12 protein-coding genes and 1 pseudogene are annotated in these 14,580 nt (G+C 64.5%); 11 read left to right on the top strand and 2 right to left on the bottom strand.

Annotation, left to right across the window (positions count from 1 at the left end; genetic code table 11):
- Positions 1–297: pseudogene (locus DES52_RS15425) on the top strand (hypothetical protein); the annotation flags it as partial.
- A 126-nt stretch (positions 298–423) separates the two neighbouring features.
- Here the strand turns inward: DES52_RS15425 and DES52_RS23020 are convergent.
- On the bottom strand, positions 424–894 hold the full coding sequence (locus tag DES52_RS23020; RefSeq protein WP_170131083.1) for a CAP domain-containing protein: 471 nt from the start codon (positions 892–894) through the stop codon (positions 424–426).
- Positions 895–1,763: 869 nt separating this feature from the next.
- Here DES52_RS23020 and DES52_RS15415 point away from each other — a divergent pair.
- The 6 genes from DES52_RS15415 to DES52_RS15390 all read left to right on the top strand — a co-directional run bounded on the left by DES52_RS15415 (position 1,764) and on the right by DES52_RS15390 (position 7,659).
- A complete protein-coding gene (locus DES52_RS15415; protein ID WP_110887710.1) occupies positions 1,764–2,969 on the top strand; it encodes a mechanosensitive ion channel in 1,206 nt (401 codons plus the stop codon).
- A gap of 311 nt (positions 2,970–3,280) precedes the next feature.
- Positions 3,281–4,306 carry a LacI family DNA-binding transcriptional regulator gene (locus DES52_RS15410; RefSeq protein WP_211317936.1) on the top strand — a complete coding sequence of 342 codons (1,026 nt, stop codon included), beginning with the start codon at positions 3,281–3,283 and terminating at the stop codon, positions 4,304–4,306.
- Positions 4,307–4,380: 74 nt separating this feature from the next.
- Positions 4,381–4,875 carry a carbohydrate kinase family protein gene (locus DES52_RS15405; protein ID WP_110887709.1) on the top strand — a complete coding sequence of 165 codons (495 nt, stop codon included), beginning with the start codon at positions 4,381–4,383 and terminating at the stop codon, positions 4,873–4,875.
- Between the two features lie 36 nt (positions 4,876–4,911).
- Positions 4,912–5,847, top strand: a complete 936-nt coding sequence (locus DES52_RS15400) for a nucleoside hydrolase (RefSeq protein WP_245901053.1) — start codon at positions 4,912–4,914, stop codon at positions 5,845–5,847.
- On the top strand, positions 5,844–6,851 hold the full coding sequence (gene add, locus DES52_RS15395) for an adenosine deaminase (RefSeq protein WP_110887707.1): 1,008 nt from the start codon (positions 5,844–5,846) through the stop codon (positions 6,849–6,851). Before DES52_RS15400 ends, add begins: the two co-directional genes overlap by 4 nt.
- Positions 6,852–6,990: 139 nt before the next feature.
- The gene (locus tag DES52_RS15390; protein ID WP_110887706.1) at positions 6,991–7,659 is read left to right on the top strand and encodes a hypothetical protein; all 669 of its coding nucleotides are present in this window, start codon (positions 6,991–6,993) and stop codon (positions 7,657–7,659) included.
- A 346-nt stretch (positions 7,660–8,005) separates the two neighbouring features.
- Here the strand turns inward: DES52_RS15390 and DES52_RS15385 are convergent, their stop codons facing one another.
- Complete coding sequence (locus DES52_RS15385; RefSeq protein ID WP_110887705.1) at positions 8,006–9,193, bottom strand: branched-chain amino acid ABC transporter substrate-binding protein; 1,188 nt, start codon at positions 9,191–9,193, stop codon at positions 8,006–8,008.
- 759 nt (positions 9,194–9,952) lie between these two features.
- Here DES52_RS15385 and DES52_RS15380 point away from each other — a divergent pair.
- Genes DES52_RS15380 through DES52_RS15365 form a run of 4 tightly spaced genes read left to right on the top strand, consistent with a single transcriptional unit; the run spans position 9,953 to position 14,560 of the window.
- Positions 9,953–10,648, top strand: a complete 696-nt coding sequence (locus tag DES52_RS15380) for an alginate O-acetyltransferase AlgF (protein WP_110887704.1) — start codon at positions 9,953–9,955, stop codon at positions 10,646–10,648.
- 10 nt (positions 10,649–10,658) lie between these two features.
- Positions 10,659–12,095 carry an MBOAT family O-acyltransferase gene (locus DES52_RS15375; protein WP_110887703.1) on the top strand — a complete coding sequence of 479 codons (1,437 nt, stop codon included), beginning with the start codon at positions 10,659–10,661 and terminating at the stop codon, positions 12,093–12,095.
- Positions 12,096–12,104: 9 nt separating this feature from the next.
- Positions 12,105–13,241 (top strand): alginate O-acetyltransferase AlgX-related protein, encoded by a 1,137-nt coding sequence (locus DES52_RS15370; RefSeq protein WP_170131082.1) that lies wholly within the window; start codon positions 12,105–12,107, stop codon positions 13,239–13,241.
- 11 nt (positions 13,242–13,252) lie between these two features.
- On the top strand, positions 13,253–14,560 hold the full coding sequence (locus DES52_RS15365; RefSeq protein WP_110887701.1) for an alginate O-acetyltransferase AlgX-related protein: 1,308 nt from the start codon (positions 13,253–13,255) through the stop codon (positions 14,558–14,560).
- Positions 14,561–14,580 lie beyond the last annotated feature (20 nt).

Below are 14,580 nucleotides of genomic sequence, written 5' to 3'. Positions count from 1 at the left end.
GCGGAAGGCGAGGAGCCCGAGGGACACCGAGGGAACGTGAACTTCTACCAGTACGCGCAGTACGGCACGCCCGACCCGACCTTGCCGATCGTCCACGTCGATGTGACGGACACGGTCGAGGTCGCTGCGCAAGTGTACTGGTACTACGCGCGTCACCTGTACGGGGCGACCGGTGACCTTCCGATGGAGCGGTTCAAGATCGAGCGAGGGGAAGCGTCTTTTCAAACGGGCGCGAAGTTCACCGAGCGGTTCACCGTGAAGCGCATGTATCACCCGCCCGTGCCGTATCTCACCTGAAGTGACGTACAGCAGTTCTGGGCGACAAGTGCTCATGACTTGCTCGGTCCTCGACTTTGCTGCCTTGCGAAACTCCAGCGCCTCGTGAACGAGCACAGGATGGAAGCGAACTCGTCAGCCAAGCCGTTACTCGGACCTGTCGCTGAAAACCACCACGTACGCGGTGCCGTGCTCGCCATGCTGCACGCTCACACCCGCCGAGTGGTAGCGGGCATCCGCGATGATCTCGCAGTGAATGGGCGAGTCGAGCCACCACGTCACGGCGCGGTCGAACGAACCACGCTGCCCCAAGTACACGATCTCCGTGACCGCCGAGGACGTCACGCCCTGCGCGGCGGCGCGGTCGCGCGGACGCGTGCCGTCTGGTCCTTCGTGCGCCACCTGCCCAGAGGCGGCGATGAATTCCGCTTGTTGCTGGGCGGCGCGGGCGAGGCGAGGATCGGCCGTGACTGGCCCGCTCGTGCGCGCACTCGCTTCGCCGGGGCACGTGACACCGCTCGCGCGCAAGTCGTCGAGGTTCGCGAGGAGTTGGGTCTCGACCGAATCGCTCTTCCTGACGGCAGGGTTCGGCGGCTCGGCTGGCGCCTCGGTCGACAAGGGGGTGGGCTGCGGTGGGGACGGAGGTGTTCCCGGTGGGGCAAGCTCAGGCGTCGAAATCGTCGGTGGCGGCGTCACGGGTGGGGTCTCAGGTGTCACCGGGGCAAGCTCAGGCGTGGAGATCGCCGTGGGCGGGGTCACAGGTGTGGCCGTTGCAGGTTCGGGAGTCGTGAGGGCGGGTTGTGGCGTCGCGAGTACGGGCCTCGCCGGGTGGGTCAATTCAGGACTCGGAGAGATGCGCAAGCTCCCCGTTGCCAGCGAGGCGAGAGCAAGCAGGAGGACGCCCCTGACGACCATGACTTCATGCTAAGACGCTCCATTCCGACGCGGCTTGCGCGGGACAGAGCGTTCCTTGAGCGACGCGGCAGGACGTTGTACCCTTCCGCCGTGGCAGACCGTGGATCACGACCACCGCGTCTGGCGTCGCGATGGACTGTGGAAGCAGCCGCGCAGCGAACGACCGAGGCCGGTGGGCCGAGTGGCTACGACGGGTTGTCGCAAGGCGTCGAGCCTCCAGTCCCCCCTGGCTTCATCGTGTCCTCGATCGTGGAGGAGACCTTTGCTTGGTCCGGCAAGTCTAGACGCACCGCCAAGGAATCTGAGTCTCCAATTTCTCTCGGTAGGTGTCGGCATGTCGGATCGAGGCTGCCGTGAACAGCCAGCTTCTCCTGGAAAGCTTGTTGGATGACACGCTCACGGAGTGAAGGAGGCGCTCGACTTCTCGAGACATGAGGCGGGCCCCGGTCCTCTCACCTCTTCTGAGCACTTGTTGAGCGCCAGTTGGGTGTGCTCCCACACTGTAGTTCCGTTTGCTTTCCCTGCCCGGTCCTGGCCTCTCTCTGTAGGAGAAAGGGCAAGGTGAGCTCAGAGTGAATCGCCTGAACGCGTACTACAATCAGTTCCTCAACTACGCGCCCAACCTCCTCACGGCAATTTTGCTGATCATCGTCGCCTTCATCGTCGCGGCCATCGCCCGCGCTGTGACGGTGAGGTTGCTGCGCGGCGCCCGCGTGGACGAACGCGTCACGCGAGGCCGACCGGACGCTCCGGGAGTATCCGCCCCGATTGGAAGCATCGTCTACGCGCTCGTCTTGCTGTTCTTCCTTCCAGGCGTGCTCGGCGCGCTCGGTTTGCGCTCCCTCCTGACTCCTGCCACGAACTTCATCAACAACATCCTCGACTACTTGCCCAACATCATCGGCGCGGCGCTCATCCTCGTGATCGGGTTCTTCGTCGCGAACTTGCTGCGGCAACTCGTTACCACCCTGACCGCCACGGCAGGCGTCGACCGGGTGACCTCGCGCGTCGGACTTCCGCCCACGACGCGGCTGTCGAACCTGCTGGGGCTGATCGTCTACGGCCTCGTGATCATCCCGGTCATTCTGGGTGCTCTGAACGCGTTGAACGCCGAGGCGATCACGGCGCCGATCAGCAATATGCTGAACCGCATTCTCGCGGCCCTTCCCAACATCGTCGCGGCGGTCGCGGTGGTCGGCATCGCCTGGTTCGTCGGGCGCGTCGTGAGCGGCATCGTGACGGGCCTGCTCGCCAACGTCGGATTCGACCGCTTGCCTCGTGCGCTCGGATTGGGTGCCAACATCACGGGAGCGACCGCGCCGTCGGTCATCGCCGGCTATTTTGCGCAAGGGGCCATCGTCCTGTTTGCCTTGATCAGCGCGTTCGAGTTGCTCGGCGCCCAGAACCTCGCGGACCTCTCGCGAAACTTCATTCAGCTGATCGGACAGATCCTGCTGGGCCTCGTGATCTTCGCGGTGGGGCTTTTTCTCGCGAATCTGTTCGCGGGCCTCGTGCGTGGCGCGGGAGGAACGAACGCGCGGTTGCTGGCAGGCGTCGCGCGCTGGGCGACCGTGGCGCTCTTCGGAGCGATGGCCTTGCGGCAAATGGGCATCGCGAACGAGATCGTGAACTTGGCGTTCGGTTTGACGCTGGGCGCCATCGCTGTGGCGTTCGCGCTCGCCTTCGGGCTGGGCGCTCGGGACACCGCCGGTCGAATTGCCGAGCGCTGGCGTGCTCAATTGGAGGAAGGTTCGGGGCCACGCGGCCCGAATGCTTGACGAGCGGAGCGGAACGGCCCTGCACAGTCGAAGCACCAGCAGAAAGCCCGTCGATGACGGGCTTTCTGCTGCCGACATCAAGAGCAGGAGCAGTTCTTGTGGAGCGTCGAGAAGGAGGGGTCCGATGTGTGCGAGTCGAGATGCTTTTGGCGAGGGTAAGCCTCGCGGTTCAGTCGAGGCTCTTCTGTCCGCGCGCTCGAGCTTGCTTGAAGGCTGCCCTCGCCGAGCGAAGAGAAGTCGATGGGCAAACGCCTCGGCTCTCGCTTTGGTTCACGAGTTCCGTTCTCGTCTCCGCGCTAAGCTGACGCAAGGTGGGCGAGGACGTTCGGAACCTGACCAATCGGCGCAAGCCTACGAGTGCGGACGTCGCGCGTCTCGCCGGGGTGGACCGCTCAACCGTCTCGCTCGTGCTCAGCGGCAAAGCGCAAGGCCGCGTCTCCGACGCCGTTCGTGAAGCGGTCGAGCGGTCGGCGCACGAAATTGGTTACCGTCCCAACGCGGCAGCACGCTCGTTGCGCCTGGGGCGCACGAACGTCATCGCCCTCGTCGTGCCACAAGCCTCCAATCCTTTCTTCGCGTCCGTCCTGCGGGGTGCCGAGCGAGAAGCGCGGCGGCACGGATACGCCGTCTTGCTCGTGAACGCCGAGCAGGACGCCGCTTGGGAAGAGCGCTTGATCCACACCTTGTCCTCGCACGCGGTGTCCGGGTTCGTCTTGTGGCGTGCGCCGTCGAGCGTCTCGTTCGAGGCGCTGGGCGGCGCGTGCGTACTCGTCGAGGTCGAGCGCGACGGTATGGCATCGGTGCTGCTGGATGTGCCGGGGGGGATGCGGGCGGCCGTGACGCACTTGCTCGACCTTGGTCATCGCCGGATCGGTCACTTCGCGGCGGATCTCGCGCACGACACTTTCGCGGTGCGTGCCGAGGCGATTGTGCGTACCCTCGCCGAGGCGGGCCTCGGGATGCGAGAAGCGTGGTCGGCGCGCGCTCCCCTCGAGTTCGATGCCGCTCGAAGTGCCGCCCGCGCCTTGCTGCGGGCCGAGCCGAGACCGACCGCCGTCGTGTGTGACGACGATCTGCTCGCGGCCGCGCTGCTCAAGGCGGCGCGTGAAGAAGGCGTCGTCGTTCCAAGCGATTTGTCGGTCGTTGGGTTCGGGAACCTCGACGTGGCGCGCGTCGTCGAGCCGGAGCTCACGACGGTCGCCGCCGAGCCCGAGGAACTCGGGCGTCAAGCGGTCGAGTCGCTGCTCGGCGTGTTGCGTGGCGTGACCGTCGAGGCGGCCCCGACTGTGCTCCCGACTCGCCTGGTCATTCGAAGCTCGTCCGCGCCGCCCCGCTGAGTCTCGTACCGCTTGCCGTTTGTAAGGAAACGCCGTACCATGCCTAAGTCACACGTGTGACTTAGGAGGTGCGCATGACCCGTGAGGCAGGCCCCGTCAACGCCGACATCGTCGTTCGCGTCCGCGCGTTGCCGAAGCTGCGCGAGCCGCGAGGCGATCGCTTTGACGCTTCGACAGGCGTCGGCAAGGATGTAAGTCAGGCGCTCGCCGCCGCACGACTTGCCCACGACGTGACCCTTGGCGGTGTGCTTGGCCTCGACGAGAACGCCATCGTCGTCATCGCGAAAGCCAGCGGCGAACATGACCCCTACGGCGTCGTCTCCCCTGCTGATGCAACTCGAGTCACCTCCGCCGACCACGGCGAAGCGCGCGACCTCGTCGTGCAAGGAGGCCACGGGACCAAGGTCGCCGAGCGCTTGTGCGCGCACACCGCGATCGTGACGCTCGGCGTCCCAGGCAGGGCTGCGGGGACGTTCTCGGGCGTCCTCGGCCCTCGTCGCCTCCGCTTCGGCCGCTCCCCTCGTCTGCACGAGTGGAGGCGCGCAGGCGGCCATGCTCACCCGCGCTGAACTCGAAGCCTTTCCCGGAGGACTATCGTGAAACGAATGATCATCGACACGGACACCGCCAGCGACGACGCCGTCGCCCTCGTGATGGCCTTGAAGCACCCAGGCGTGCACGTCGAGGCGATCACGATCGTCGCGGGCAACGTGCCTATGAAGCAAGGCGTGCAAAACGCCCTGTACACCTTGGAACTGTGCGGCGCGCACGTCCCCGTGTACGAAGGGCTTGACAAGCCTTTGCTGCGCCCCTTGCACACCGCGCAGCACATTCACGGCGAGGACGGAATGGGCGACATTGGCCTGCCTCTCGTGGGCCGCGCGCCCGCTCCGGGCCACGCGGTGGACGTCCTCGTGGACCTTGTGAATCGGCACCCCGGCGAGTTCACCCTCGTCACCTTGGGGCCTCTGAGCAACGTCGCGGCCGCCCTGCTGCGCGACCCCTCCATCTCGCACAAAGTCGCGGCCTGCTACGTGATGGGCGGCACCGGGCAGATGCACGGCAATATCACGCCTGTCGCGGAGTACAACATCTGGGCCGACCCGGAGGCCGCGAAGATCGTGTTCGCTTCGGGCCTTCCGCTCACCATGATCGGCTGGGACGTGTCGTGGCAATTCGCCATGTTCTCACCGCGCGACATCGCCACGCTGCGCGATGTCGGCACGCCGCTCGCTCGTTTCTCCGTGGACATCCAAGCGGTGCTCGACCGCTGGGCGCGCGAAAACACGCAGATCGAAGGCTTCGACCTGCCCGACCCGATCGCGATGGCCGTCGCCCTCGACCCGGCCATCGTCACCGAGGCGCGCCGCCTGTTCGTGGATGTCGAGACGCGCGGCGAGCTCACGACCGGGCAAACGGTCGTCGACCACATCGGCACGACACGCCGAGCTCCGAACGTCTACGTCGTGCTGCGCGTGGACCGCGAGCGTTTTCTCGCGATGCTGCACGCGGCCGTCGCCGCAAGGACGCCGACGCCGTGAACGACGAGACCCCGGCGAGCCTCGCCGCCCTGCCGAAAGTCGAGTTGCACCTGCACCTCGACTGCTCGCTGAGCTTCGAGACGGTGCACCTCCTCGATCCGACCGTGACGCGCGCCGAGTTCGAGTCTCAGTTCGTCGCGCCCGCGAAATGCACGAACCTCGCCGACTTCTTGAGGTGCGCGCCGCGCAGTGTGGAACTGCTGCAAACGGCGCGGGCGCTTCGCCTCGCGGTGAACGACGTGTTCGAGCAACTTCGGCGCGACCGCGTCGTATACGCCGAACTGCGCTTCGCGCCCTTTTTGCATGCTCAAGGAGACCTCACGGCGCGTGACGCCGTGCAGATCGTGAATGACGCCGTCGAGCAGGCCGTGGCGCGAACGGGCGTCGAGGCCAACGTCATCTTGTGCTCTCTGAGGCACTTCGATGCCGAAACCAGTTTCGAGACGGCGCGGCTCGTGCGCGAATGGCGAGGAACGCGTGTCGTGGCGCTCGACTTGGCAGGAGACGAGGCGGGCTTCCCGTTGACCGCGCACGTCGCGGCTTACGATTTCGCGGTGCGCGAGGAACTTCACCGCACCGCGCACGCGGGTGAGGCGGTCGGGCCGCAGAGCGTGTGGGAAACGCTGCGACACTTGCGTCCTTCGCGCATCGGGCACGGCGTGCGCAGCATCGAGGACGACGCGCTGATCGAACACTTGAAGCGCGAAGACATCCACCTCGAACTCTGCCCGTCGTGTAACGTGCAAATCGGCGTGTTCCCGACGCTGGCCGAGCACCCGGTCGACCGACTGCGCCGCGCGGGCGTCGCGTTGAGCGTCAATACGGATACGCGCACCTTGTCGAATGTCACCTTGACACAGGAGTACGAGCGCCTCGCACGCACGTTCGGTTGGACGGCGAGTGACTTCTTGGCGTGCAACCTCATGGCCGTGGATGCGTCGTTCGCGTCCTCGGAGGTCAAGGCGCGCGTGCGCACGTGCCTCTTGCCTCACGGCGCCTCGTGACTCGAGCTTGTCAGCCTCGAGGACGGACGCTCCTCGACGTTGCGCCCCAGGTCGTTCGAACGCTCGCGAATCAACTCGCCGTTGGCAGGACCATGCTCCCCGGCAGTTGCCTCATCGAGAGAAGCATCGAAACCGGGACGTGGCCATCCTCGTGACGTTCCAACCCAACGCGTCCGCCGCCGAAATCAAGGAGTCCTTGTCGCAACCGCTCGTGTTCGGTGACCTCGAATTGGCCGTGACACGCTCGCCACAAACGCGAGGAAATCAAGTGACCGCGTCGTTCGCCGCTCAGGCGTGGCTGGGCGAAGCACGCGCCTTCATCGGGCCGCATGGACACGCCATCATCGCCGTGCTCTTCCGGGCGTCTCACGAGCGCGTCGACGCGCAAGTGCTCGACGGCCTCATCGGTTCCATTCGTTTCACCGCTCCGCAGCAGGGGAACCTCGTACGGCAGTGGCAGGAGGCCCTCAAAGGCATGATGGTGCGCAAGGTGAGCTCCAGCGCCAATCACACGTCGGAGCAGTCCGCGCACTTCTGCTCCGACGGGCAGTACGCCTTCTTCCGTGCCTTCAACGCGAGCGTGAGCGTGCCGGGAGGTACGGAGTTTCCTGGGATGAACTTGTCGAATCCCAGCCATGAGGAAGCGTTCGGACGTTGGCGTGTCGCTCCGACGGGAGCGTCGACGGCCGTCGTGCTGCTGGAAATGCAGGACGGAAGTCGTACGCGTGTGCCCATCGCGTTGCAAAACGGCACGATGCTCGTCGATGGCGAGCCTTGGGCGCGCAACAAGAGCAATCGATGCGCCTGAAGCGCGTGGATGTCGAGGTTCTGTCGATCCTGGAGGTGAAATCGAGCTTTGAAGGAAGACCACGCGTGTTCCCCGCCGCGTCCGTCGTGAAGAGCACGCCTACATGCGCACCCAGTGACGAGGGAAGCCTTCAAGGCCAGGCGACGTAGCTGCAGAAAGTGATGGGACGTTCCTTTCCACCTCTTGCCTTCAGGGGATGCTGGTCCGCATCACGCCGCTCGGCGTCGCGGACGACGTCACGTCGGCGAGGTTCCCACCGCGAATGCCAATCTCGGGCGCCCCGCCGACGTTCGAATCCGGGGTGCCCGAGGCGCTGAAAAGCAGAAGGGAAGCGTACTTCAGGGGCTTACTGGGCGTTGATGATGTAGATCTTTTCGATTTGAGGTTGCAGCAGGTTGCTGAACTTCATGACCAGCAGGCGAGAACGGTCGCGATCGCCGTCCGGGGCAAAGCCGATGGCGCCCGACACCGTCACGCAGTTACCGGCGGCGGTGCTAAGGCAAGCCGGGAGGTTCGTTTTGCGAACCGCGGCGGCCACATCGGCCCGACTCGGGATTCCCCTGCCGCCCGTGGTGCGGATGCTCAACAGCAAGGTGGTGGCCGCGTCGTACGCGTAGCCCGCCATCCCGCTTGGCACGGTGCCGTACGCCGTCTTGTACTTCTCGATGAAGCCGCTGGCACTGGTGAACGACGTGATCGGCCCGAAGCCGGTGGTGAACACGGCACCTTGCGCGTCCATGCCCACGCGCTTGACAAAGCTGGGAGAGTCAAGAGTTCCAGCGCCCATGAAGGTAGCCTTGACGCCTTCGGCACGCAGGTTCTTGAGGACTGGAGCCAGAACGTTCTCGTAGCAGCCGCAGTACACCACGTCCACATCGGCGGTCTTGATTTTCTTGACGGTAGCGGCGGCTTCCTCTTCGGTGGAAACCCCCACGAAGTTGACGACGCTCACACCGCGTTTCTTCATCTCGGCCATCACTGTCTTGGTCAGGCCGTTGCCGTAGCCGGTGTTGTCGGAGATCACGTAAGCGGTCTTGGCGTCGAGTTCAGTCGTCATGTAGTTCAACGCGGCGACCGCGTGAGACTTGTCGGGTGGCACCAGACGGCTGAAATGAGTCCATCCTTGGGTGGTCAACGCGTCGTTGCTGCTCGCCGGGGAGATCACGGCGAGATTGGACGCCGCGGTGGCTTCCCCGATGACGTTGGACACCGCCGAGTTGTACGCCCCTACCACGCCGAGGATGCTTCGATCGGCGATCACGCGTTTGATTTCCTGCGCGGCCGTGACGGGCGCGCCTTTGTCGTCGAACGACGCGAGCACCACCGTGTGCCCCAAGGCGCGAAAGGCGGGTGCTTGGTCTTTGATGGCGAGTTCCGTGGCGCGTTTGATTTCCACTCCGATGGCGCTCAACTCCCCGGTCAGCGGGCTCATGGTGGCGATCTTGAGGGTAGCGGCGTCGGCGACACCGGTCAGAAGGGCGGCCGTCAAAGCCACCCGCAGAGTGCCTTTACAGGCACGATGAGTTTTGAACATCACGCAGCCATATTGTCACTGCCGAAATCACAGAAATCTTGCAGAACCAATCTGAAGGACGCCGATTGAAGCGGCTCCCTTCCGCCTCGACGAAGGCCGATTCGAGATCTCTTCAAGAGATCGTGGATGAATTCTTGGACGCGCTCGGGCAATTGGGTAGGCCGTGCGTGTTCACCTTGACCTTGCTGCCCTTGCATCGGCAGCAACAATTCCACGGTACGCACAAGACAAGGCTTTGAAGGTCACGGTTTATTGCGAAGCGAATCTTGAGCGCGAAGCGGCAACGCGAATCTATAGCTGCTTTTCGTGCTGAGTCGATCCACGACGAAAGAGAAGGGTGAGACAGGCCTCTCCTCTCTCCGACTCACCGCCACAGTACGGAAAGTCGGAAGCGGTGGCGCTCGAAGCGTCATTCGTACAGTGCGTCACCCCCGGTATGGTTTGGGCGCCGCACACGCCTTCGGTGAGCGACCGACGCTTATCACAGGAAAGCGGACGTGGATGCGAGTGTTCGCTGCCATCATGAACGAGACGCGGTTCCACGCCGCCCTTCAACGCATTGATCGGGACGATTGACTTCGGAGCGAAGCGAGAGAGCCGTGTTGGTCAAAACAACACAGTGTGACCAAAGCCACAAAGCAGCGAAAATCGGCTGACTACGCTTTGCTCACCTTCGTCAATTGCATTGGGCTCGCATCCACCTCTCATACGCATTCCCCTTCGGCGGCGTGCCTCTCTCCTTCTGCTGGAGGTTCGAACATGTGGAATGCCCGATCACGCGCTCAGTCATCACGCCAACCGACCTTCACGTCTCCCCGGCACGCGGCGAAGCGGCCGTGGATGCCCGCACTGCTGACCTTGGGGCTCGGTCTGTCCTTGTCGCTCTCGCCCTCCTCGGCACAAACCGACGACGGCTTGTACGAAGCGGCCCCGCCTCCCGACAGCGCGTTCGTTCGGCTGATCAACACGGCCGCGCGCGACGTCACGGCCACCCTCGGTTCGGCCGCCGTCTCGGTGCCGTCCGGCAATCCCAGCCCTTACCGAGTCGTGCGACAAGGCAACGTCGTGGTCGCTTCAGGCGCGGTCCGGCAGACGTTACGCGTGGCCGCCGGACGGTTTTACTCGGTCGTGGTGGGTGACGGATCACCGCGTCTCGTGGAAGATCCCGACGTGACCAACCGCGGCCGCGCGCTGGTGGTGCTGTACAACTTCGGAGAGCACGAACGCGTCGACCTACGCACCGCCGATGGAAAGACCACCGTCTTGGAAGACGTCAAGCGGGGCCTGACGGCGCAGAGGCTCGTCAACGGCGTCCGCGTGACCTTCGCCGTGTTTGCCGCCGGAAAGGCCATCGAAACGTTCCGCGAAGTGGAACTCGAACGCGGCGCGGCCTATTCGGTCGTCGTGACGAAGACGTCGGCCACACTCACACGCAACAGTACGCTGCGGCCCTGAAGCGGTCGACATGGTCTTCAGCAGCAATATCTTCCTGTTCGTTTTCCTGCCGATCTTCCTGGCCGTCTATTTCCTGCTTCCATTTCGCGCCAAGAGCGCTTGGATCTTGACGGGCAGCTACGCGTTTTACGGTTGGTGGCGCTTCGATTTTCTGGCGTTGCTGTTCGCCGTCACGCTCGCAAGCTACCTCGTCGCGTTGGGAATGGTACGCGCTCCGGAATTTCGACGGCGTGCCTGGTTGAGCGCCGGAATAGTGGGCAACCTCGCCGTGCTGGCTTACTTCAAGTACGCCAACTTCGGCGTGTCGTCGTTCAACACCCTGGTGAGCTCCTTGGGATTGCAGCCGTTCGCGTGGGCGCCGGTCCTGCTTCCGATCGGGCTCTCGTTCTTCATTTTTCACGCGATCTCGTACCTCGTGGACGTGTACCGTGGCGGCGCGGCGCCGACTCGCAACTTCATCGATTTCGCCGCCTTCATCGCCTTGTTTCCGCACCTCATCGCCGGTCCGGTGCTCAAGTACAACTTGCTCGCCGAGCAGTTCCGCTCGCGCGTCCATTCCTTCGCGTTGTTCGGGCAAGGGTCCCACCGCTTCATGATCGGCTTTGCCAAGAAGGTGCTGATCGCCGATACCATCGCGCCGCTCGTCGGTCAGGCATTCGACTTGCCGAATCCCAGCATGGCCGACGCTTGGCTCGGCACGGTGGCGTACACGCTGCAGTTGTACTTCGACTTCAGCGGCTACTCGGATATGGCCATCGGCCTCGCGTTGATGCTGGGCTTCCGCTTTCCGGAGAACTTCGATCATCCTTATATCAGCCGCTCCATCACCGAGTTTTGGCGTCGATGGCACATGAGCTTGTCCAGTTGGCTGCGCGAATACCTTTACATCAGCTTGGGTGGAAACCGCCGAGGCCGCGCGCGCACCTACGTCAACTTGTGGTTGACCATGGTGCTCGGCGGCCTTTGGCACGGAGCCAACTGGACGTTCGTGCTGTGGGGCGCGTGGCACGGCAGTCTGCTGGCTTTCGAACGCTGGCATGGCGAAGCCGGGAAGAACGCCTCGGCGAGGACTTCCAAGCCGCCCGTCCTCGCCATGCTCGGCACCTTGCTGCTGGTGATGCTCGGCTGGGTGTTGTTTCGAGCCGAAAGTGTCGGCTCGGCTTGGACCGTCTATCGAGGGTTGTTCGGCTTCAACGGCTTGGCCCTCAGCGACGACCTCGCTTGGCAAGTGCGCGGAAGCCAAGTGGCGGTGATGCTGCTCGCGCTCGCCTTCGTGTTCGTCTCGCCGTCGTGGTCCCGCTGGAGCGAAGCCTTGAACATCAAGAAGGCCGGGATGCGCTTCGCGTTGCGAAGCGCCGTCGCTTTCGTCGTGCTGCCCTTGTTCGCCTTGAGCGTGCTGAAGCTCAACGCTCAGTCGTACACGCCCTTTCTGTACTTCCAGTTTTGAGGTGTGACGGTGAATGTTTCCGAGAATTCGTCAGTCGGACCTCCCCCGAACGCCGAGACGGCGCGAGAGAGGAGCGTCGCGTGGGCGTCCGGCGTCTACTTCCTGGCCTGCCTGACGGTCGGCGCGGTGCTCGCGCTTCCATCGTTGAAGCTGGGCCCCGACGTCTCCCGCACGACCTTGCTCCGTGGAACGTGGGCCAAGGACACCGAGCAAAGCCTCGACCGATCGTTGGTACTTCGGAATTGGGGCGTGACGGCCTGGGGCGCCTTCGATTACCTCGTATTCAGAGAAGCGCGGCCGGGCGCGCTGGTGGGACGCAACGGCTGGCTGTACACCACCGAGGAGTTCTCGAGGGCACGTGACGAAACACGTCAGATGGACCGCAACGCCACCTTCGTAGCGAAGGTGGCTCGGCAGTTGTCGGCGCGAGACGCGAGCTTGCTCGTCGTCGTCGTGCCGGCCAAAGCGCGGCTCGCTCGCGATCACCTCGGGCGCTACGCGCTTCCGTCGTCCGTGAGCCGACGCGCCGAGCGCTTCACGGCCCGCTTGAGCGACGTCGGCGTGAACGCCTTGGACTTGAGCGGCCCGTTGATCGCTGCCCAACGCACCGCTTCCGTCTTTTTACGAACCGACACGCACTGGTCTCCGTTCGGCGCTCGGGCCGCCGCGCGGGCTGTGGCCGGGTACGTGACGCGGCTCACTTCGAAGTTGCCCCGAAGCGACTTCACCGTGCGGACGCTGAACCGGGTACCGTATGCTGGGGATCTCACGCGCTTCGTCCCGCTCGGCCCGTGGCGCGAGCGTCTCGGGCCGCGACCGGACGACGTGCCGACGGTGCGGTTGGAGCGGCTCGGCGAATCGAGCTTGCTGGGCGAGGAAGACGTGCCGGTGGTCTTGGTGGGCACGAGTTACAGCGCCGCTTCTCGCTGGGGATTCGCCGCTTGGCTGGCCGAGGCGTTGCGAGCGGACGTCCTCAACGCCGCCGAGGAAGGCGTCGGTCCAGCGATTCCCATGGCACGTTATCTGAGCGGCCCGGACTTCGCCGACACGCCCCCGAAGCTGGTGATTTGGGAAATTCCCGAACGGTTCGTCGCTCAAGACTTTGCCGAAGCGGTGGCTTCCGACGTCGCCGCTCGACACCCCTAGGAGGATGCCTCATGAAGCGAAATCCCGTGCGAGCCGCCATCCGAACGATGTTGAGTGCGCTCGGAGCGTGGACGCTCGCTTCCACGTCCGCCGCGCAAAGCGCCGCGCCGACCGCCGTCACGCCGATTTGCGAAGCGGCCTTCGACGCGCGGCGGTACGCGCCCGAGGACACCTGGGCGCGGCTCGTCAATCAAGGAAAGGACGGCTGGCTGTTCGGGTATTACAGTTTCGAGAACAGCCCGCCCGCCTTGACGGGACGGATGCGCGACGAGTTCATCCGCTTTCGTGACGCGTTGCGCGCCCAAGGCACCGAACTGCTGATGGTGGTGATTCCCGGAAAGGGCCTCGTGACTTGGGACAAGGTCGACGTCGCCACGCTGCGCCGTCCGACCGACATCAACTTCTTGCGTTCGCGCTACGCCGAGTACATCGCGTCGTTTCGGTCGGCGGGCGTGTACGCGTCGAACGTCGTGGCGCTCGGCCTGTCCGACACGAGCGGTCAGGCGCTCTACTTCCGCTACGATCACCATTGGACGCCGCGTCTCGCCGAACTGGTCGCCGAGGACCTCGCCAAGGAGATGCGAAGTCGAGCGGCTTACCGCGACTTACCGGCGTTCGAGCCGAAGGTGCGCCGGTACAACGCGTTGTATCCCGGTTCCTTCGCCGCCATGGTCAAGAAGTATTGCGGTCAGATCTTGCCGCCCGAACCGTACGTGTCGCTCGTGACGGAAACGACGGGCGCCGGGGGCGACCTGCTGGACGCCGAAGAGCCCGGCATCGCCCTCGTCGGAGACAGTCACAGCGTCGAGTCGACGTTCGCCACCCTGCTGCGCCAAAAGCTTCAACGCGACCTTGTCAACCACTCCGTGCCCGGCGGGGCAGCGACCGCGCCGCTGGAAACCTACCTGCTTTCAGGAAATTACCGCGCGGCTCCTCCTCGCTTCCTGATTTGGTCGTTCGAGACCGGAGGTATCCAGCCCGGCTTCCTGGCCCGAATGGCGGCCGCCGTTCAAGGCCCTTGTACGGGTACGCGGCGAGTGTTCGCTGGGACCGTGGAGGCACTCGCCGCCGAGACGTCGCTGCCATTGCCCACCCCCGTCACGGTCACGACCGGAGATTACGTGCACCTGCAATTGACCGACCGCGCCATTCGCACGGTCAACTTGAACGGAGCCGAGACGGCGCTCCACTCCCGAACGAGCAACACCGGCACCTTCTACCTCGAGTTACCGCCGGGCCCGCTCGACCGCGTCCTCTTGCGGTTTCCCACGGCCCCTCAGGGAACCATCCAAGTCTCGGTGTGCCGCCACGTGCCCTGAATCTCGGAAAGTACCGCGCC

It is taken from the genome of Deinococcus yavapaiensis KR-236 (assembly GCF_003217515.1).
Classification (GTDB): domain Bacteria; phylum Deinococcota; class Deinococci; order Deinococcales; family Deinococcaceae; genus Deinococcus_A; species Deinococcus_A yavapaiensis.
The sequence above is the reverse complement of the archived record's forward strand: the minus strand, read 5'-3'. Positions and strand labels throughout refer to the sequence as shown.